The organism is Aeromonas sobria (assembly GCF_006243315.1).
GTDB classification, from domain to species: domain Bacteria; phylum Pseudomonadota; class Gammaproteobacteria; order Enterobacterales; family Aeromonadaceae; genus Aeromonas; species Aeromonas sobria_A.
The window spans coordinates 24894-43811 of the sequence record NZ_NKWE01000001.1 but is presented as its reverse complement, the minus strand read 5'-3'; the positions used below and the strand labels follow the sequence as shown (position 1 = coordinate 43811).

The following is an 18918-nucleotide window of genomic DNA, read 5'->3' as shown; positions in this document are numbered from 1 at the left end:
GTCATCCATGTGGTTCTGGTTGATTGAAGAAGTTGAGTCGGTTCGCCGGTTTTTGGGATTGGGGGGCGATGTACTGGTCGCCCTATTCTTCCTGACCCTGATGATGTGGGCCCTGTTGCTGGAGCGCTGGATCTACTTCATGGCGGTCTACCCCAAGCAGGTGAAGCAGACCAAGGCCACTTGGCTGGCCCGCAGCGATCATCTCTCCTGGTCTGCCAAGCAGATCCGGCGCGAGCTGGTGTCTCGGGTCGCCATGGCGGTGGACAAGGGGATGCCGGTCATCAAGGTGCTGATCGCCCTCTGTCCACTGATGGGGCTGCTCGGTACCGTGGTGGGGATGGTGCAGGTGTTTGACACCCTGGCCATCACCGGCACCGGTTCGCCGCGAGCGATGGCATCGGGGATCTCCAAGGCGACGGTACCGACCATGGCGGGCATGATTACCGCCCTTTCCGGCCTGTTTTTTGTCAATCAGCTCGATCACAAAGCCAAGCTGGCGGTGCAAAAGCTGGAAGACAACCTGAAACACGGCTGATGCAGGATGCATACCCCGGCGAGGCCTGGCCTGCCGGGGGCACAGAACAAGCAAGGAGTTTCTGCTATGAGAAAACGTTACAGCGACAGCGGTGCTGATGAGGCGGCTATCGATTTGACCCCCATGCTGGACATAGTGTTCATCATGCTGATCTTCTTTATCGTCACCACCTCCTTCGTCAAGGAGTCCGGTGTCGAGATCAACCGTCCCAGTGCCAGCACGGCCGAGACGGTGAAGAAGGGCAATATCATGGTCGCGGTGCGCGAAAACGGTCAGGTCTGGGTCGACAAGCGCATCGTGGAAGTGGGGGCGGTACGTGCCAACATCGAGCGGCTGCGGGCGGAAAACCCGGAGAGCGCCGTGGTGATCCAGGCCGACACCGAATCCCGTTCCGGTCTGGTGGTGCAGGTCATGGATCAGATCCGCATGGCCGGTGTCCAGAACATCTCCATCGCTGCCAGCAAGAGCAGCTGATGCTGGAGAGAGACCTATGAGATACCTGATATCGTTAACGGTCTCCTGTGTGGTGGTGTTCTTTCTGTTTTTGGGAATGAACAAGCTGATCACACCGGATCACCGGGAGCTGGTGGAGAAGGATGATATCGCCATGACCGATTTCATTCGCATCAAGCCCCAGGAGACCCTGCAAGAGAAGCAACGGGAGCTGCCCAAACCGCCGCCGCCGAACCGTCCGCCGCCCCCTCCCGAGATGGAGGTGGCCAGCACGGATCGGCCGCAGATGGAGAGCTCTCCCATGGACATGCCCAAGCTCGACATCCCGGTCAACATCGGTGGTGGCAATGCCCTCGGTGCCTACAGCACCGGCGGTGGTGGTGGCGGAGTGGGTGGCAACAACGGCGCCATTCCGCTGGCAACCTTCGAGCCCATGATGCCCCGCAAGGCGGCACTGGCGGGTCTGGCCTCCGGCAAGGTGCTGGTTGAGTTCACCGTCACCGAGCGTGGCACCGTCAGCAACGTGCGGATCGTCAAGGAAGAGCCGCGCAGCTATGACCTCGGCAAAGAGGCGCGCAAAACCATCGCCAAGTGGACATTCAAGCCGTCCATGGTGGATGGCAAGCCGCAAGCGAGCCGGATGCAGCAAGAAATCGAGTTTGCGGTCAACTAAGGAAGGTGGCGATGAACAAGTTACACCAGATGATCCTCGCCCCGGTCGCCATGGCTGTGCTGCTTAGCACCGCCAGTTGGGCCGCCGAGCAGCCGGCCCTGTCGGATCAGGCCTATCGAGCGGTCAACAAGGCGCAGGAGCTGATCACCGAGAAAAAGTACGGCGAGGCCAATGCCAAGTTGCAAGATGCACTCTCCGGTGCGGGTGAGCGGGTCTACGACAAGGGAGTCATATTGCAGACTCTCGGTTTTGTGGCCGCCCAGCAGGAGAAATACGGTCAGGCGACCAAGTACTTTGCCGATGCCATCGCGACCGGCGGCTTGCCGCCACCGGTGGCGCAGCAGGTGCGCTACAACCTGGCCCAGCTCTATATGGCGGAGGGCAACTACCAGGGGTCTATCAAGACCATGAAGGAGTGGTTTGCCAATCAGGGCAAGGATGACAAGCCCAACTCCCATGCCTATATCACCCTGGCTAACGCCCACGTGCAGCTCAAGCAGTACCGTGACGCGATCCCCGCGGTGGATCAGGCGATCAAGCTCTCGGCGGGTAAAGCGCCGGAGTCCTGGTATCTGCTGAAGATGGGGGCTCACTACGAGCTGAAACAGTACAAACCGGCGACCGAGGTGTTGACCTCCCTGGTCAACATGTTCCCGGAGAAGAAGAAGTACTGGACCCAGCTTTCGGCCATGCATATGCAGGCGGGTAACGATGGCAAGGCGCTGGCGGCGCTGGAGTCGGCCTACAACCTGGGCATGCTGACCGAGGCTGCCGAGCTGCAGCGGCTGGCCAACTACCTCGCCTTCAGCGGCATTCCCCATCGCGCGGCACGGATGATGGAGAAGGGGATGAAGGAGGGGGTGATTGAGCAGAGCGCCAGCAACTACAAAACCCTGGCTAACTACTGGCATCAGGCCAAGGAGCTGGATCCGGCCATCGACACCCTGGCCAAATCCTACCTGCTGGCTCCGAACGCCGACTTGCAGCTGAAAATGGCGCGCATGATGATCCAGAGCAAGCGCTATCAGGATCTGGTGGCGCTGGCCACCAAACCGGCGGCCAATGCCAATGGTGAACAGCGTGCGGATCTCAAGTTCCTGACCGGGGTCGCCTATTTTGAGCAACAGAAGCCGAAGGAGGCCCTCAACGCCTTCACCCAGGCGGCTCAGAATGGCAACGTCAGTGGTCGGGCATCTCCCTGGATCAGCTTCCTCAAGGAGCAGAGTGGCGCAGGGGAGGCGACCGTCCAGTAATTCCAATGACAACACCTGTAGTCCCTTTTATGGTTGCCTGGTGGCTCCATTAACCGCTCTTCGGAGCGGTTTTTTTTATCTCAATGGCAGCAAGCGCCTGCTGGTGGTCGATGCGCTGTTTCACCCTTTTTCACGCCAATAAGGCGCTACCGTCGACATTGGCTTATCTACTTGGGTGTGACAACCGTTTTGGCCTCTGCTTCCACCGTGACATCAGGTGGCGCAGCGCCCTGGTTGATGGGGGAGTGGGTGGCCCGCTGGCAGTAGATCGGTGCTGTTCATCTTGCTCTCAGCGGCGACTTGTTAGGGTAGCTTTTGCCCTGTTGATAAGAGTCACACCGCAAACGGCCACTTTTAACAAGAAAAGCAACATATCGAAGTTGAAATTTTGGCCGACTCAGGAAAGAATGCGCGCTCGGTTATTGGCGCCGTGGTGCAGGTTTACCCGCCACCGGCAGACCGAGGATGAGACGGCCCACGGCCCATTTGGTACAGGAAACCACACAGGAATTTTATGAATCCCCTTCGCACTGCCGCTTCGGCCCTTTTATGTACATTTGCGCTGGTCAGCCAGCAGGCTGCCGCCGTCGAGTACCGTCTGCCTGCGGCCAACAGCCGCCTGATCGGTGAAAACCAGCAATACGTGGTGCCTGCGGACAACCGTCCGTTGGAGCAGATCGCGGCTGACTTTCAGCTGGGTCTGACCAACATCATGGAAGCCAACCCGGGCGTTGATCCCTATCTGCCGAAGGCGGGTAGCACCCTGATCATCCCCCACCAGCTGATCCTGCCCAACGCGCCCCGCGAAGGGATCGTCATCAACGTCGCCGAGATGCGTCTCTACTACTACCCGAAAGGGAAAAATGTGGTGGAAGTGCTGCCCATCGGCATCGGCCAGCTGGGGGTAAACACCCCGGAGAACTGGATCACCAAGGTAGAGCGCAAGCGCGCCAACCCGACCTGGACCCCGACCGAGAACATCCGTCGCCGCTATGCCGCCCAGGGCAAGACCCTGCCAGCAGTATGGCCAGCAGGTCCGGATAACCCCATGGGTCTGCACGCCCTCTACATCGGCAACCTTTACGCCATCCACGGCACCAACGCCACCTTCGGCATCGGCCTGCGGGTGAGCAGCGGTTGCGTGCGTCTGCGTGCCGACGACATCAAGTATCTGTTCGACAACGTGCCGGTCGGTACTCGCGTCCAGTTCGTCAACCAGCCGGTCAAGACCTCGGTCGAGCCGGATGGCGGTCGCTACATGGAAGTGCACGAGCCGCTGTCGCGCAACGAGGAGGAGTTCAACTCCACTGCCTCTGTGCCGCTTCCGATGACCCAGGCTACTACCCGCTTTATCGCTCATGTCGAGTCTGACTCCAACGTGGTCAAGCAGGTGCTGGAACAGCGTACCGGTATGCCGACCCGTCTCAATCCCTGATTGAGGCAGTTGGCCGTGCCGAGTGCACTGGCAGGATAAAGAAAACGGCGACCATCTGGTCGCCGTTTTTCTTGGCTCGATTCAGCTCTTTATCAGGACTGCGTTACTGCACACAGACCGGACAGAAAGCGTAAGTGCCTTGCGGGTCGTTGAAGCGGGTGAGCGGGTCGAGGCTGCGGTTTATCTCCAGCAGAGCCTTGCCAAGCCCGGTGGGCAGCCAGCTTTGCAATTGCGGAGCCAGCACCCGGGCGCTGCTGTCAAACAGCTGACGCAGGAACCTGTCTCTGGTTGACTCCTCCTGCTCGATGGGGGTCACCTGCCACTCTTTGAGGTTGGCCAGTTCGGCAGCGGCCTTGATGGCGTCATCCAGATTGCCGAACTCGTCCACCAGTCCGAGGGTCTTGGCATCTTCACCGGTCCAGACCCGACCTTCGGCCGCTTTTTCGGCCTCTTGCGGGCTCAGGCCACGGCCCTTGCTGACCAGACCGATGAAGCGTTGGTAGGTATCTTCCACACTCAGCTGGATCGCCTGACCGACGTGATCCGGCAGGGCGCGGGTCGGGCCAACGCCAACGTAATCGGTGGTGCCGACCCCGTCGGTGTGGACACCGAACTGGGCCAGCGCCTTGTCGATGGTGGCGAACATGCCGAACACCCCTATGGAGCCGGTGAGGGTAGTGGGGGAGGCAAAGATCTTGTCCGCATCGGCGGAGATCCAGTAGCCACCGGAGGCGGCATAGCTGCCCATGGAGATGACCACCGGCTTGCCAGCCTGTTTCAGGGCCAGCAGCTCGGCGCGGATCTGCTCGGCGGCGAAGGCGCTGCCACCGGGGCTGTCGACCCGTAGCACCACGGCTTTGACCTTGTCATCGCGGCGGGCATCGGCCAGCAGGTCGGAGAGGGTATCACCGCCGATGGTACCGGCAGGCTGCACGCCATCCATGATGGCGCCGCTGGCGACCACCAGACCTACCTCATCCTTGCCACTCTGGGGATACTGTTCGGGCGCGGCGGCCAGATACTCTTTCAGGCCGACCCCTTTCCAGCCGTGATCGTCCGCTTCACCGACCTCTTTGATGACCGCCTGGGTCATCTCGTCGCGGGTGGCCAGCTGATCTACCAGACCGTTGTCGAGAGCGTAGTTGGCGGCATTGCCACCGGCCTTGCGCAGCCGCTCGAGGAAGCGCTCCTTGCCCGGCGCGACGGCATCGGGTTCGATCTCCCGCTGCTCGGCCACATCGGCCACATAGGATTGCCACAGTTGATCCAGCCAGCGCTGGTTCGCCTCTTTGCTTTCGGGGGACATCTCGTCGCGGGTATAGGGCTCGACGAAGGATTTGTAAGTGCCGACCTTGAACACGTGCGGGGTGATGTTGAGCTTTTCCAGCGCCGACTTGAAGTAGGTCTGGTAGACGCCGAGCCCCTCGATCACCACAGCGCCGCTCTGGTTGAGCAGCACGTGATCGGCGTGGGCTGCCAGCAGATAGGGACCCTGCGCGTAGAAGTCCGCCATGGCGATCACCGGTTTGCCGCTCTCCTTGAACTGGTCGATGGCGTTCGCCACCTCCTGCAGTTTGGACAAGCTGGCGCCCTGCAGCCCTTGTGGCTTGATCACCAGCGCCTTGATGCGCTCGTCATCCTTGGCGCTCTTGATGGCCCACAGCAGGTCGGAGAGGACGATCTCGCTCGGCTGCTCGTCGCTGCTGTCCATCTGGCGTAGCAGCTGTACGGTGGGATCGGTCTGGGAGCGTTGCTCCACCAGTACGCCGTTGAGATTGATGGTCAGCGCCCCTTCGATGGGAGCCTCTGGGGCCTCTTTCTGGCTGACGCTGAAGACGATGACCAGCACTACGATGAGAAACAGCAGATTGACCAGCATCAGCCGGGTGAAATTGAGCAGGCGCCACAGGCTGCGGAACAACCAACCCAGACCTTTGAAAATAGACATAGTCGCGTTATCGCCCTGTTAATGGGTAGAGAAGGGTCATTATTAACCAGTTGCGGGCGAAATTGCCATTTCCGACTGGCGGATCCCGGCTATCTTCATTCAGGGCACGGCTGTTCGCTGAAAAATTGTCCAAACATTTGTTTGAAAAAGGATTTTCGATTCTTTACTCTAGCTTCAGTTTGATAACAAAAAATTAACTGGAGGCCTTGTGAGTCTTTACCCTACTTTGCTGACCCCCCTTGACCTCGGTTTTACCCAGCTGCGCAACCGGGTGTTGATGGGCTCCATGCACACCGGCCTCGAAGAGGAGAAGGGCGGTTTTGACAAGCTGGCCGCCTTCTACGCCGAGCGGGCCCGCGGTGGCGTTGGCCTTATCGTCACCGGCGGCATCGCCCCCAATTTGCGCGGTCGGCTGGTGCCTCACGGTTCCCAGCTGAGCTTCCCCTGGCAAGTGAGCAAGCACAAGAAGGTGACCAGTGCCGTGCATCAGGAGGGGGGCAAGATAGCGCTGCAGATCCTCCATGCCGGTCGTTATGCCTACCATCCGTTCAGCCTGGCACCGAGCGCCCTCAAGGCCCCCATCTCCCCGTTCAAGCCGCGCGCCATGAGTGAACGGCAGATCCGTGGCACCATTCGCGACTTCGCCGCTACCGCTGCGCTGGCCAAGGCGGCCGGTTATGACGGGGTCGAGGTGATGGGCTCGGAAGGTTATCTCATCAACCAGTTTATCTGCGAGCGCACCAACAAGCGCAGCGATGGCTGGGGTGGCAGCAATGAGAACCGCATGCGCTTCCCGGTGGCGATAGTGCGCGCCATCCGCGAGCGGGTCGGTACCGACTTCATCATTATCTTCCGCCTCTCCATGCTGGATCTGGTGGAGCAGGGCTCGACCCTGGAAGAGGTGATCGCCCTTGGCAAAGCGCTGGAAGCGGTGGGGGTGACTCTGATCAACACCGGCATCGGCTGGCACGAGGCGCGCATTCCCACCATCGCCACCAGCGTGCCGCGTGGTGCTTTCAGCTGGGTGACCGCCGAGCTGAAAAAGCACCTCACAGTGCCACTTATCACCACCAACCGGATCAACACCCCCGAGGTGGCCGAGCGCATTCTGGCGGGCGGCGAGGCAGACATGGTCTCCATGGCGCGCCCCTTCCTGGCGGATCCCGAATTTGTCATCAAGGCGGCTGAAAACCGGGCGGACGAGATCAATACCTGCATCGCCTGCAATCAGGCTTGCCTCGACCATGTGTTCAAGCAGCAGCGTGCCTCCTGTCTGGTCAATCCCCGCGCCTGTTTCGAGACCGAACTGACCTTTGGCCGCGTCCCACAGCCCAAAAAGCTGGCGGTGGTGGGGGCGGGCCCAGCCGGGCTGGCGTTTGCCTGCTACGCTGCCGAGCGCGGCCATCAGGTGAGCCTGTTCGATCAGGCGCCGATAATCGGCGGCCAGTTCAACTTCGCCAAGCAGATCCCGGGCAAGGAGGAGTTTCACGAGACCCTGCGCTATTTCGCCAAACGGCTGGAGAAGTGTGGCGTCGAGCTCTACCTCGGCCAGCGCCAGAGTGCCGAGAGCTTGCTCGGCGGCGGTTTTGACGAGGTGATCCTCGCCACCGGCATCCGCCCGCGCTCTCCAAATATTCCGGGTATTGAGCATCCCAAGGTGATGAACTACCTCGATGTGCTGCGGGATCACAAGCCGGTCGGCCAGAAGGTGGCGGTGATCGGCGCCGGCGGCATCGGCTTCGATGTGGCTGAATACCTTGTGGAGAAAAAGGTGGCGATGGATGCCGACGGCCATCGTGATCACTGGCTCAAGGAGTGGGGCATCGACAAGCAACTCGACCAGCGTGGCGGCTTGATCGCCCCCGAGATCGACGCCCCCGAGCGCCAGGTCTGGCTGCTGCAGCGCAAGGAGAGCAAGGTGGGTGATGGCCTTGGTAAGACCACCGGCTGGATCCACCGTACCGTGCTCAAGAACCGCAAGGTGCAGATGCTCTCCGGGGTGCAATATCTGGGGATCGATGACGAGGGCTTGCATATTCAGGTGGGCGAGACCAAACAGTGTCTGCCGGTGGATCAGGTGATCATCTGCGCAGGGCAAGAGCCCCTCAAGGAGCTGCAGGCGGGGTTGCTGGCGGCGGGCAAACCGGTGCATATCATCGGCGGCGCCGACGTGGCGGCCGAGCTGGATGCCAAGCGCGCCATCCGGCAAGGGGCCGAGCTGGCTGCTGTCATCTAGCCAGCCATACCCCCTGACCCTCTATCGTGCGATAAACCCCTGAGCCTCAGGGGTTTTCTTCATTCGGTGCTGTGCTAAGGTAGCGCCATCATTGCCCCAGAGAAGGAATTGCCCATGGATGCCCTCACCCTGTTGCTCAACCGCCACTCCTGTGGCCGTCTCGCCGACCCCGCCCCGCGCGGTGAGGTGCTCGACAATATCCTCAAGGCTGGCCTGCGCGCGCCGGATCACGGCACCCTGACTCCCTGGCAGTTCATTCTGTTTGAAGGGGAGGGTCGTGAGCGGTTGGGTAAGCTGCTGGCCGAGGCTGCCCGTGCCCGTGGCGAGGATGACGATAGCGTCAAGAAGTGCAGCGAAGCGCCGCTGCGCGCCCCCTTGGTAGTCGCCGTGGCAACCCGTTATCAGGATCACCCCAAGGTGCCGAAACTGGAGCAGGAGCTCTCTGCCGGTTGTGCCCTGATGGCGATGCAGATGGCGGCGCAGGCGCAGGGCTTCAACGGCATCTGGCGCTCTGGCTGGTTTATCTTCGATGAGCAGGTCAACAAGGGACTGGGATTGGCGGCAGAGGATCAGCTGGTGGGCTTTCTCTACCTTGGCACCCCCATGCTGGAAGCGCGCAAACTGCGCGAGCTGCCGCCGGATGCGTTTGTTCGCCGTTTCTGACTTGTCGGTCACATTGCGGTTGAGAAAAGCAAAGCCTCGAGAAATCGGGGCTTTTCTGTTTAACCGTGAATAGTAACCAGAGTGATTGGGGAAAATAAATGGGTCAAACAGGCTTCGCGCGCCGTAGCAGGTAATTATTTAAATAGTGCGATGTACCTCGCAATCCTGTTGTTTTTCACTACGTAAAACGTTTGCGCATTCGTTAATATCTCTCTCGCCAGTTTAGAAGGGTATCCCTTCTAATTTTTCTGCGATGAGAGTCGCAATTCCGTAGCACCTTTTAACAGCCCAACGTCTTCGTGACATTGGGCTTTATTTTTATGTCTTTTTGGCACTTCGTGACGAACGCTATTTCACTACGAGCGAGCTTCGTCAAGTTGGCTTCAGCAGGTTCCGTGGTTGCCCAGCGGCAAAGGCCAGCACATTCTCGAACGCCACGCGAAAGTAGAGTTCGTAGCTGTTTTGCTCCACATAGCCGAGATGGGGCGTCGCCAATACGTTGGGCAGGCGCAGCAGGGGCTCGTTTTGTGGCGTTGCCGGTTCGGTGTCAAATACATCGAGCGCGGCCCGTTTCTCCGGATGGGTGCTTAGCTCTGCATAGAGGGCGCCCGGCTCGATAAGCTCGGCCCGGCTGGTATTGACCAGCAGGGAGTCTCTTTTCATTCGGGTAAGGTCTGCGCGGGTAACACTGCCGCGGGTTGCCTCGCTCAGGCGCAAATGCAGCGTGAGGATATCGGCCTGACCGAAGAAAGCCTCCTTGCTGGAGGCGCTGGCATAGCCATCCAGTTCGGCCTGCCTGCGTGAAGCGTCACTGCCCCATATCAGCACCGACATGCCAAATGCCTTGCCGTAGCAGGCGATATGTTTGCCAATTTTGCCGTAGCCCCAGATGCCGAGCGTCAGCCCATGCAGAGTGCGTCCCAAACCGAGGGTGCCTGATTGCTGCCATTGGCCTTGGCTCAACGCCTGGCTGTAAGCAGGGATATGACGGGAGGCTGCCATGATGAGCGCCCAGCAGAGCTCGGCGGGGGCAATGGGGCTGCCTATCCCTTCTGCTACTGCAACGCCGTACCGCTGGCACAGTGCCGGGTCGATATGCTGGCTGACTTTGCCGGTCTGGCTGATGAGTTTAAGGCTGGGAAGCCGCATCAGCAGCTGTTCGTCGATGCGGGTACGCTCGCGGATCAGCACCAGTACTTCCATCCCTTCCAGCATGGCGGCGAGGCGCGCCGTATCGGGTTCGCTCTGGTTGAGGATGGTGACGTCATGACCCGCCAGCAGGGCAAAGCAGGGGAGGTGGCACACCTGATCCTGATAGTCATCCAGAATGGCAATCCGCATAAGAAGTCCCTCTCGGTTGCGTTGGCTTGGATCGCTATCTTACCGGAATAAAGGCGACTGTTGTTTTCAAATGAACACTATCAGAAGAGCTGTGCCATCAAGCGTGTGCGCACTGACAGGGAAGGGCCTAGCAGGCCAAAACAATCAGGGCCCCCGAATGGGAGCCCTGATGGCATTAGGTTGGCGTCTATGCTGCCCGCACTTAGCCGTGCTTGCGGCCGGAGAGGCGGCACCACTCCTCCTTGACGGCGGTCGGGTCCATATCGAACCACTGGCCGTAGATGGTTTCCAGCTCGGGAGCTTGGCTCTCCAGCACGCCGGAGAGGGCCATCAGGCTGCCCGGCTTGCCGTGACCGGCGATGAGCGGTGCCAGTTCGCGCAGTGGGCCGGCCAGGATATTGGCGACCACCACGTCCGCTTCGACATCTTGCGGCTGGTCGGCAGGCAGGTAGAGTTCGATCTGGCCCGCAACGCCGTTACGCTCGGCGTTGTCGCGGCTGGCCTGGATGGCTTGCGGGTCGATGTCGATGCCGATGACGCGGGCAGCACCCAGTTTCAGGGCAGCGATGCCGAGAATGCCGGAGCCACAGCCAAAGTCGACCACGGTTTTACCGGTCAGATCCAACCCGTCCAGCCACTGCAGGCAGAGGGCTGTGGTGGGGTGGGTACCGGTACCGAAGGCCAGACCCGGATCCAGCATCACGTTGACCGCATCGGGGTTCGGCACATCGCGCCAGCTCGGGCAGATCCAGAGGCGCTCGCCAAACTGCATAGGGTGGAAGTGATCCATCCACTCGCGCACCCAGTCCTTGTCTTCCAGCTGCTCGACCTTGTAGCCGACCTCTTCACCGAAGATCTGCTGGAAGAAGGCGATGGTGGGGGCCGGATCGGTTTCGGCATCGAACAGGCCCATTACTTCGGTCTCACCCCAGAGCGGCGTTTCACCGGGCAGCGGCTCATAGACAGGGACATCCTGGGCATCCATAAAGGTCACGGCCTGGGCTCCACGCCCCAGCAGCATGTTGCTCACCTTGTCTGCGGTCTTGGCAGTGGCGTTGATTCGAATTTGTATCCAGGGCATGGCGTCGACTCTTCATAAATGTGAAACCGCGAGATTCTACCATCATGGGGCAGTGCTGTCGTGGTTTGCCCATGGAGTGGGGTGATATGGGGGCTTTTGCCGGATTGGCACGGTTCCTGTATCGCTCTATGCAGGCGAAGACGACCGGTTTTCGCTGAACGCTTTGCTCAAGTTCCGTCATCTTTCACTGCCACCCTCGGGTGGCATTTTTTATCTGCGCTGCCGAGCAAAAAAAAAGAGCAAGGTCGATGCCTTGCTCACGGATGGGTTGGCGCCGGTTTGGCGCAGTCATGTTGCTGTTGGCATGCCAGATGCAAAGACTAATGTGTCCTGCATAAGGATATGTGTGTGATTGTTACCCCAATGTTCAGGTATTCAGGCCATTTCTCGCGAAATGGCCTCTTTTTTGGCTGAATTGTTGGACGTTGCCCTGCCACTGGTTGGCATGAGTGTCGCTGGTTGTGCCCGTTTGGGGCATCTCCTTGGTGAACTTATCCCATCATGGTGCGTTTGAGGGCTTAGTTTGCAAAGTTGCTCATGTCGATCACCAGCTTGCCTACCATGCGGCCCGTTTCCACCTCGGCATGGGCCTGAGCCAGCGTGACCGTGGTCAGCGAGGGTATGGTGCTGGTCAGGGTGGTCTGCAGCACCCCTTCATCGACCAGTGCCGCCACCCGACCGAGCAGGTGGTGTTGCTCGATCATGTCCGGCGTCTGGAACAGGGATCGGGTGAACATGAACTCCTGGCTGAAGGTGACGCTCTTGCTCTTGAGCAGGGAGAGATCCCACGGCTCGCTCGATTCGGCGATGGTACAGATATGGCCGAACGGGCGGATCAACCCTGCCATGGTGGCCCAGTGCTCGGCAGTGGCGTTGGTGCAGAAGATGGCATCGACCTGAGTGATGCCAAGGGCGGTCAGCTCCTCCTGCAACTTGTGGTGGTTCACAACCTGATGGGCCCCCATCTCGAGGCACCACTCGCGGCTCTCGGGGCGGGAGGCGGTAGCAATCACTTCCATGCCGGTGAGCTGGCGAGCCAGCTGGATGGCGATGGAGCCCACGCCACCGGCGCCGCCGATGATCAGCAGTTTGCCACGACTCTCACGGGTGAGGGCGAAGCGATCGAACAGGGTCTCCCAGGCGGTGATGGCGGTCAGCGGCAGGGCGGCGGCCTCCACATCGCTCAAGCTAGTGGGGGCGATCGCAGCGATGCGCTCATCCACCAGTTGCAGGGCGCTGTTGCTGCCGGGGCGGCTGATGTCGCCGGCATACCAGACCCGGTCGCCTGCCTTGAACAGGGCTACTTCGCTGCCGGTGGCGATCACTTCACCTACCGCATCCCAGCCCAGTACCCGGGGCGTGCTTTCAATTTTGGTTTTGGGGGAGCGCACCTTGGTATCCACCGGATTGACGGAGGTGGCGGTGATCCGCACCAGCAGATCCCGCGGGCCCGGGGTGGGATCGGGCAGGTTGGCGGCGATAAAGCAGTCGGGGTGGTCGCTTGGCAGGTAGTGAGTCAGGGCAATGGCTTTCATGGTTATTCCTTTCAAATCGCTGTGTTCGGGATTGCCACTCACTCTAGTCTGGTTAATTATCAAGATTAAGATGGGTAATCGGTAAAGACTGTTTGAATATATGAACAATGTCGATCTGGAGTTGATGGGACTGTTCGCCACCGTGGTGGAGCAGGGGAGCTTTACTCGGGCCGCCGAGCTGCTCGGCATGCCCAAGTCGTCGGTGAGCCAGAAGATCTCGCGGCTCGAAGCCCAGCTCGGGGTGCGGCTGTTGCAGCGCACCACCCGCAGGTTGAGCCTGACGCCGCAAGGGGAGCTCTATGTGGAGCACTGTCAGGGACTGCTGACACTGGCCCGCAGCGCCAATCTGGCGATGGCGCGGCTGCGCTCGGCTCCGGCGGGGCGGGTGCGGATCACCGCCCCCGAGGCGACCGGTACCTTGCTGCTTGGCAAGATCCTCGCCGAGTTTCGCGCCCTCTATCCCGAGGTGGTGCTGGAGCTCACCCTGAGCGATGAGCAGGAGGATCTGGTGGGGGAGGGTTACGATCTGGCGCTGCGGGCGGCACCGCTGAAAGACTCCAGCCTCATCTGTCGGCGCATCGGTCAGGTGGCGCGCCATCTGGTAGCAGCGCCCGCCTATCTGGCGGCTCATGGCATGCCGCAACAGCTGAGCGAGCTGGGTCGTTATGCCTGTCTGGTGCACTCAGCCATGCCGGTGTGGCCATTGCAGGAGGGGGGCTGGCGGCCGCAGGGGGCCTGTGTCAGCAACAGCTTGCTGGCGCTGCGGGAGATGGCAATCCATGACGGGGGAATTGCCCTGTTGCCCCACCATGTCTGTGCAGGGGATTTGGCGGCGGGGCGGTTGCAGAAGGTGTTGCCGGATCAGCCCATTCCGGCCAACCCGTTTTACTTGATCTATCCCAGTCGGGAGCATCTGGCCCCTGCGTTGCGCACCCTGATGGATTTTGTGGCCGAGCGGCTGCCGTTCGCCTGAGTTACCAGCTGCTTTCGCTGGCTGACTCCTGATTAGGTTTGAGGCCGAGGGGCACTGACTGGCGTTCTGCCAGCATGCGGATCTGCCCTTCGATCAGACTGGCGCTGGGACCCAGTACCAGCACCAGCTGGTGGTCGTTGAGCTCGATCCAGGAGAGGCAACCCAGCCCCAGCAGGCGGGATTGATCCACCAGCGAAATATCGCGCACCCGCAGGCTGAGGCGGGTGAGGCAGACGCTCATCGCTTGCAGGTTGTCCATCCCGCCCAGCACCTTGAGGTACTGGATCGCCAGCATCTGCGGATCAGAAGGGGCTACGTTTGCCAGCCGTGGATGCTCTTTGGCGATGGGTTTACTCGGCATGCTGAGGGGGGCGCGCTCCAGCAGCTGATAGAACAGCAAGGTGTAGGCGACGAAGAACAGGATACCGACCGGAATCAGCCAGAAGCTGCGCTCACCGTACTGATAGCTCAACACCAGATCGAGCAGACCGGCGGAGAAGTAGCTGCCGACCTTGATCCCCAACCCACTGCAGACCGCCAACGACAATCCGGTTAGCAAGGCGTGGGCGAGAAACAGCCAGGGGGCGGTGAAGGCGAACAGAAACTCGATGGGTTCGGTGATGCCCAGCAGTGCCGAGGTGAGCGCCAGGGTGAGCAGCAGTCCACCCTGTGGCAACCGCTGCATCCGTTGGCGGTGCAGCCAGATGGCAAAACAGGCGCCGGGCAGGCCGAACATGATGATGGGGTAGAGACCGGCCACATACCCTTCATGGAGCGGCTTGGCGGCGGCCAGCGCTTGCAGGTTGCTCTCGCCAAGGCCGATGACACTGCCCAGCACCTGATGCAGCCCGAGCGGGATCAGCAGCCGGTTGAGGGTGCCGTAGCAGAAGGCGCCAAACGGCGTGGTGAGCAGCTCCGAGGTGAGCAGGGTCAGCCCCCGTTCCAGTGGCGGCCACAGCAACGAGAGGGGGATGGCGATCAGCAGGCAGGCGAGCGCCGAGATCAGCAGGCTGGGAAACTCCCCTTTGGCGATCTGCAGCCAGCGGGGCAGAGTTTGCTGGTGTACCCAGGGATAGATGATGGCGGTGGTGAGCCCTGCCAGCAGGCCGCAGATCATCTCAGCGTGCAGGTTGGGGGCCAGGGTGTTGAAGGCGGTACTGAGCAGCAGAAAGTTGACGGCTCCCGCCAGCGTTTGCCCTCCCAGCTCCTGTCGACTGAGGCCAAAGGCAATTGCCACCGCATAGATAAGCGGCATCTGGCTGAAGATCGCCTGACCGGTGAGGGAGAGCACCGCCAAATCCAGTACGTCGGGTTGCCCAAGCCGGAAGATCAAGGCCGCCATCGGCAGGATGGAGACCGGCAGCAGCAGGGCATAACCGAGCCGCTGCAGGGCTTGGGTAACTAGGTGTCGAGTGGCTTTTACGGGCATACAGCGGCAACTTTTTGTGACTTGGCGCACAGTTTACCCGTAAAACACCTCTTTGGGGATAGTATTGAAACCCCTAATTTATCTTTTTGTTATTTCTGCTCGAAAAGTTCCTGCACTTGCCGCGAGGGCGGCGCCGTCAGCAGGCTTACCACGATGAAGAGACCCAATCCCACACCCAGACTCGGCACTATGGCATGCAGGCCCGCCAGCTTGATCCCCCACTGGCTCAAGATGCCATAGCTGACGATACCGCTGACCATGCAGGCCAGCGCGCCCGGGCCATTAGCCCGCGACCAGTAGAGACCGAGTACCAGCGGCCAGAGGAACACCGCCTGCAGACCGCCAAAGGCGAGCAGGTTGAGCCAGATGATCATCTCGGGCGGCTGCAGTGCCGCCAGCAGCACCAAAGTGCCGAGGATCAGGGTGCAGAGCAGGGAGAGGCGGGGGATGCGCACCTCCAGCTTTTCTTGCTTCGGATTGAGGTAGTTGAGGTAGAGATCCTTCACCAAGGTCGCAGAAGCCTGGATCAGCTGGGAATCGATGGTGGACATGATGGCCGCCATCGGCGCCGCAAGGAAGACCCCGGCCAGCCAGGGAGGCAGCACCTCCATCATCAAGGAGGGCATGATCTTGTCCGGGCTATCCATACCCGGCAGGATGGCACGACCCAGAGCGCCGGCCAGATGCATGCCAAACATCAGCAGGGCGCTCACCACAGTGCCGATCAACATGCCGCGATGGAGCGCCTTGCTGTCGCGATAACCAAAGCAGCGCAGCGCCGAGTGGGGCAACCCCACCACGCCGATACAGACCAGGATCCAGAAGCTCAGCATAAAGGGCTGGGTCAGCATGTCATCGGCCCCTTGCGGGCTGACCAGCTTGGGGTCGATCTCCTTTAGCTGATGGATAAGATTGGGCAATCCATCCCCTGCAATCAGGATCCCTGCCAGCAGGGCACCGGTGCCAATCAGCATGATGATCCCCTGCAGCGCATCGGTCATCACCACCGCTCGAAAGCCGCCGATCACCGTGTAGAGCAGCACGCAGCTGGCAAACAGCATCAGCCCGTGGTGGTAGGAGAGGCCGGTGGCGGTCTCCAGCAGGCGGGCACCGCCGATAAACTGCACCACCATGGTGGCGATAAAGGCCAGAATGATGGTGACGGAGCCGAGGATCACCACCGCCTTGCTCTGGTAGCGGGCCCACAGCATGTCGTTGATGGTCACCGCATTGACCCGGCGGGCGATGATGGCGAACTTTTTACCCAGCACTCCCAGGGTGAGCCAGACGGTGGGCAGCTGGATCATTGCCAGCAACACCCAGCCAAGACCAATCTTGTAGGCCGCCCCCGGCCCGCCGATAAAGGAGGAGGCCGAGGTGTAAGTGGCCACCAGGGTCATCGCCAGCACCAGCCCGCCCATGCTGCGGTTGCCGATGAAGTACTCCTGTACGAAGTTGCCTTCCGCCCGATGGCGGCTGGCCCAAAAGCCCACTCCCAGCACCAGCACCAGATAGATAATCAACGGCAGCATCAGCTCAAGATTCATGGGATGACCCCTCGTTTTGGTGGGGCAGGGTATCGAGGGGGATCTCCACAAACAGCCGGTTCACCATCAGCGCGCACAGCACGATGAACAGCAACGGCATCACCATGCAGCTGAGCAGGAACCACAGTGGCAGCCCCCAGAGCTCCAGTTGGAGGGGGGTAAAATAGGCTGTGCCATACCAGGCAAAGAAGTAGAGCAGGGTCAGCAGCAGGCAGAAAGCGGCTTCCCGGCGGGCGAGAGCAAAACGGTTCACCTTGGCCTCCGACGAATTTGAGGGGCGCAAGGATAACAAAAAAGGGCCATGTCGCCATGGCCCTTTTTCAGCAGAGGCTCCTTGCGGAGCTGACTTCTAACGGAAGTCCTATATCTATTAGCGATCCTTACAGACCCAACTTCTTGTGCAGGTAGTGGGCGTTGGTACTGCCACCGTGCAATGTCATCGGGTCTCTATCAGCGATCCTTACAGACCTAACTTCTTGTGCAGGTAGTGGATATTGGTGCCACCGTGCTGGAAGTTTTCGTCTTTCATGATCTCTTTTTGCAGCGGTACGTTGGTCTTGATCCCTTCCACCACCAGCTCGTCCAGCGCATGACGCATGCGGGCGATGGCAATGTCACGATTCTCGCCGTAGCAGATCAGCTTGCCGATCATTGAATCGTAGTAAGGCGGTACCTTGTAACCGGCATAGATATGGGAATCCCAACGCACACCCAGACCACCCGGCGCATGGAAGCGCTGTACCAGACCCGGAGAGGGCATGAAGGTGGCCGGATCTTCGGCGTTGATCCGGCACTCGATGGCATGGCCATGGATGCGGATATCCTGCTGGGTGATCGACAGGGGCTGACCGGCAGCGATGCGCAGTTGCTCCTTGATGAGATCGATACCGGTGACCATCTCGGTAACCGGATGCTCAACCTGAATACGGGTGTTCATCTCGATGAAATAGAACTCGCCGTTCTCGTACAGGAACTCGAAAGTGCCCGCACCGCGGTAGCCGATCTCGACACAGGCGCGTACGCAACGCTCACCGATGAACTTGCGCATTTCGGCAGTGATACCTGGCGCAGGTGCTTCTTCCACCACTTTCTGGTGGCGACGCTGCATGGAGCAGTCACGCTCGCCCAGATAGAGGGCATTGCCCTGGCCATCTGCCAACACCTGAATTTCGATGTGGCGCGGGTTTTCCAGGTACTTCTCCATGTAGACCATGTCGTTCTTGAAGAACTGGCCTGCTTCGGATTTGGTCAGGGCGATGGCCGCAGCCAGCTCGGCTTCGTTGCGCACCACGCGCATGCCGCGACCACCACCGCCACCGGCGGCTTTGATGATCACCGGATAGCCGATGCGCTTGGCAACGGCAGCATTGTGCTTGGCATCGCTGTCAACCGGGCCGTCAGAGCCTGGTACGCACGGTACACCCGCCTTCTTCATCGCTTCGATGGCAGAGACCTTGTCACCCATCAGGCGAATGGTCTCGGCACGGGGGCCGATGAAGACAAAACCGGATTTTTCGACCACTTCGGCGAAATCGGCGTTCTCGGACAGGAAGCCGTAACCCGGGTGGATGGCCACGGCACCGGTTACCTCGGCGGCGGCGATGATCGCCGGAACATTGAGGTAGGAGTCGGTACTGGCCGGTTTGCCGATACAGATGGATTCGTCGGCCAGCAGCACATGTTTGAGCTCCCGGTCGGCGGTGGAGTGAACGGCCACTGTCTTGATCCCGAGCTCTTTACAAGCACGCAGGATCCGCAGGGCAATTTCACCGCGGTTGGCGATGACTACTTTGTCCAACATGGGTGGCAATTTCCC

General features: G+C 60.4%; 16 protein-coding genes. 8 read left to right on the top strand and 8 right to left on the bottom strand.

The features are described from left to right. Positions 1 to 7 precede the first annotated feature (7 nt). The 5 genes from CF137_RS00195 to CF137_RS00175 all read left to right on the top strand — a co-directional run bounded on the left by CF137_RS00195 (position 8) and on the right by CF137_RS00175 (position 4349). Positions 8 to 535 carry a MotA/TolQ/ExbB proton channel family protein gene (locus CF137_RS00195; RefSeq protein WP_139717099.1) on the top strand — a complete coding sequence of 176 codons (528 nt, stop codon included), beginning with the start codon at positions 8 to 10 and terminating at the stop codon, positions 533 to 535. Positions 536 to 601: 66 nt separating this feature from the next. Continuing rightward, a complete protein-coding gene (locus tag CF137_RS00190; protein WP_033137735.1) occupies positions 602 to 1009 on the top strand; it encodes an ExbD/TolR family protein in 408 nt (135 codons plus the stop codon). Positions 1010 to 1025: 16 nt separating this feature from the next. Further along, positions 1026 to 1661 (top strand): energy transducer TonB, encoded by a 636-nt coding sequence (locus CF137_RS00185; RefSeq protein ID WP_101347899.1) that lies wholly within the window; start codon positions 1026 to 1028, stop codon positions 1659 to 1661. Between the two features lie 11 nt (positions 1662 to 1672). Beyond that, a complete protein-coding gene (locus CF137_RS00180; RefSeq protein WP_139717096.1) occupies positions 1673 to 2914 on the top strand; it encodes a tetratricopeptide repeat protein in 1242 nt (413 codons plus the stop codon). 514 nt (positions 2915 to 3428) lie between these two features. Further along, positions 3429 to 4349, top strand: coding sequence for a L,D-transpeptidase family protein (locus tag CF137_RS00175; protein WP_101325640.1), 921 nt, complete (start codon positions 3429 to 3431; stop codon positions 4347 to 4349). A gap of 103 nt (positions 4350 to 4452) precedes the next feature. Here the strand turns inward: CF137_RS00175 and sppA are convergent, their stop codons facing one another. Then, on the bottom strand, positions 4453 to 6297 hold the full coding sequence (gene sppA / locus CF137_RS00170; RefSeq protein ID WP_139717094.1) for a signal peptide peptidase SppA: 1845 nt from the start codon (positions 6295 to 6297) through the stop codon (positions 4453 to 4455). A 208-nt stretch (positions 6298 to 6505) separates the two neighbouring features. Between sppA and CF137_RS00165 the strand changes: the two genes are divergently transcribed. Together CF137_RS00165 and CF137_RS00160 are read left to right on the top strand one after the other, a co-directional pair. Further along, positions 6506 to 8533, top strand: coding sequence for an NADPH-dependent 2,4-dienoyl-CoA reductase (locus tag CF137_RS00165; protein ID WP_139717092.1), 2028 nt, complete (start codon positions 6506 to 6508; stop codon positions 8531 to 8533). Positions 8534 to 8647: 114 nt separating this feature from the next. After that, complete coding sequence (locus tag CF137_RS00160; RefSeq protein ID WP_139717090.1) at positions 8648 to 9196, top strand: NAD(P)H nitroreductase; 549 nt, start codon at positions 8648 to 8650, stop codon at positions 9194 to 9196. Between the two features lie 372 nt (positions 9197 to 9568). On the opposite strand, the gene CF137_RS00155 is transcribed toward CF137_RS00160, so the two are convergent. From CF137_RS00155 to CF137_RS00145, 3 genes are all read right to left on the bottom strand, one after another. After that, a complete protein-coding gene (locus CF137_RS00155) occupies positions 9569 to 10537 on the bottom strand; it encodes a D-2-hydroxyacid dehydrogenase family protein (RefSeq protein ID WP_139717088.1) in 969 nt (322 codons plus the stop codon). 202 nt (positions 10538 to 10739) lie between these two features. Further along, positions 10740 to 11618 (bottom strand): 50S ribosomal protein L11 methyltransferase, encoded by an 879-nt coding sequence (gene prmA, locus CF137_RS00150; protein ID WP_101347893.1) that lies wholly within the window; start codon positions 11616 to 11618, stop codon positions 10740 to 10742. Between the two features lie 518 nt (positions 11619 to 12136). Continuing rightward, positions 12137 to 13153: a zinc-binding alcohol dehydrogenase family protein gene (locus CF137_RS00145; protein WP_139717086.1), complete on the bottom strand. Its 1017-nt coding sequence runs from the start codon at positions 13151 to 13153 to the stop codon at positions 12137 to 12139. A 100-nt stretch (positions 13154 to 13253) separates the two neighbouring features. Between CF137_RS00145 and CF137_RS00140 the strand changes: the two genes are divergently transcribed. After that, positions 13254 to 14126 carry a LysR family transcriptional regulator gene (locus CF137_RS00140; RefSeq protein WP_162515776.1) on the top strand — a complete coding sequence of 291 codons (873 nt, stop codon included), beginning with the start codon at positions 13254 to 13256 and terminating at the stop codon, positions 14124 to 14126. A 1-nt stretch (position 14127) separates the two neighbouring features. Here the strand turns inward: CF137_RS00140 and CF137_RS00135 are convergent, their stop codons facing one another. From CF137_RS00135 to accC, 4 genes are all read right to left on the bottom strand, one after another. Then, positions 14128 to 15555 carry a PTS transporter subunit EIIC gene (locus CF137_RS00135; RefSeq protein ID WP_139717084.1) on the bottom strand — a complete coding sequence of 476 codons (1428 nt, stop codon included), beginning with the start codon at positions 15553 to 15555 and terminating at the stop codon, positions 14128 to 14130. An 89-nt stretch (positions 15556 to 15644) separates the two neighbouring features. Continuing rightward, on the bottom strand, positions 15645 to 17102 hold the full coding sequence (gene panF, locus CF137_RS00130; RefSeq protein ID WP_139717082.1) for a sodium/pantothenate symporter: 1458 nt from the start codon (positions 17100 to 17102) through the stop codon (positions 15645 to 15647). Then, complete coding sequence (locus CF137_RS00125; RefSeq protein ID WP_042020952.1) at positions 17092 to 17355, bottom strand: YhdT family protein; 264 nt, start codon at positions 17353 to 17355, stop codon at positions 17092 to 17094. The genes panF and CF137_RS00125 overlap by 11 nt, the downstream gene beginning before the upstream one ends. Before the next feature lie 207 nt (positions 17356 to 17562). Beyond that, positions 17563 to 18903 (bottom strand): acetyl-CoA carboxylase biotin carboxylase subunit, encoded by a 1341-nt coding sequence (accC, locus tag CF137_RS00120; protein WP_042020951.1) that lies wholly within the window; start codon positions 18901 to 18903, stop codon positions 17563 to 17565. Positions 18904 to 18918 lie beyond the last annotated feature (15 nt).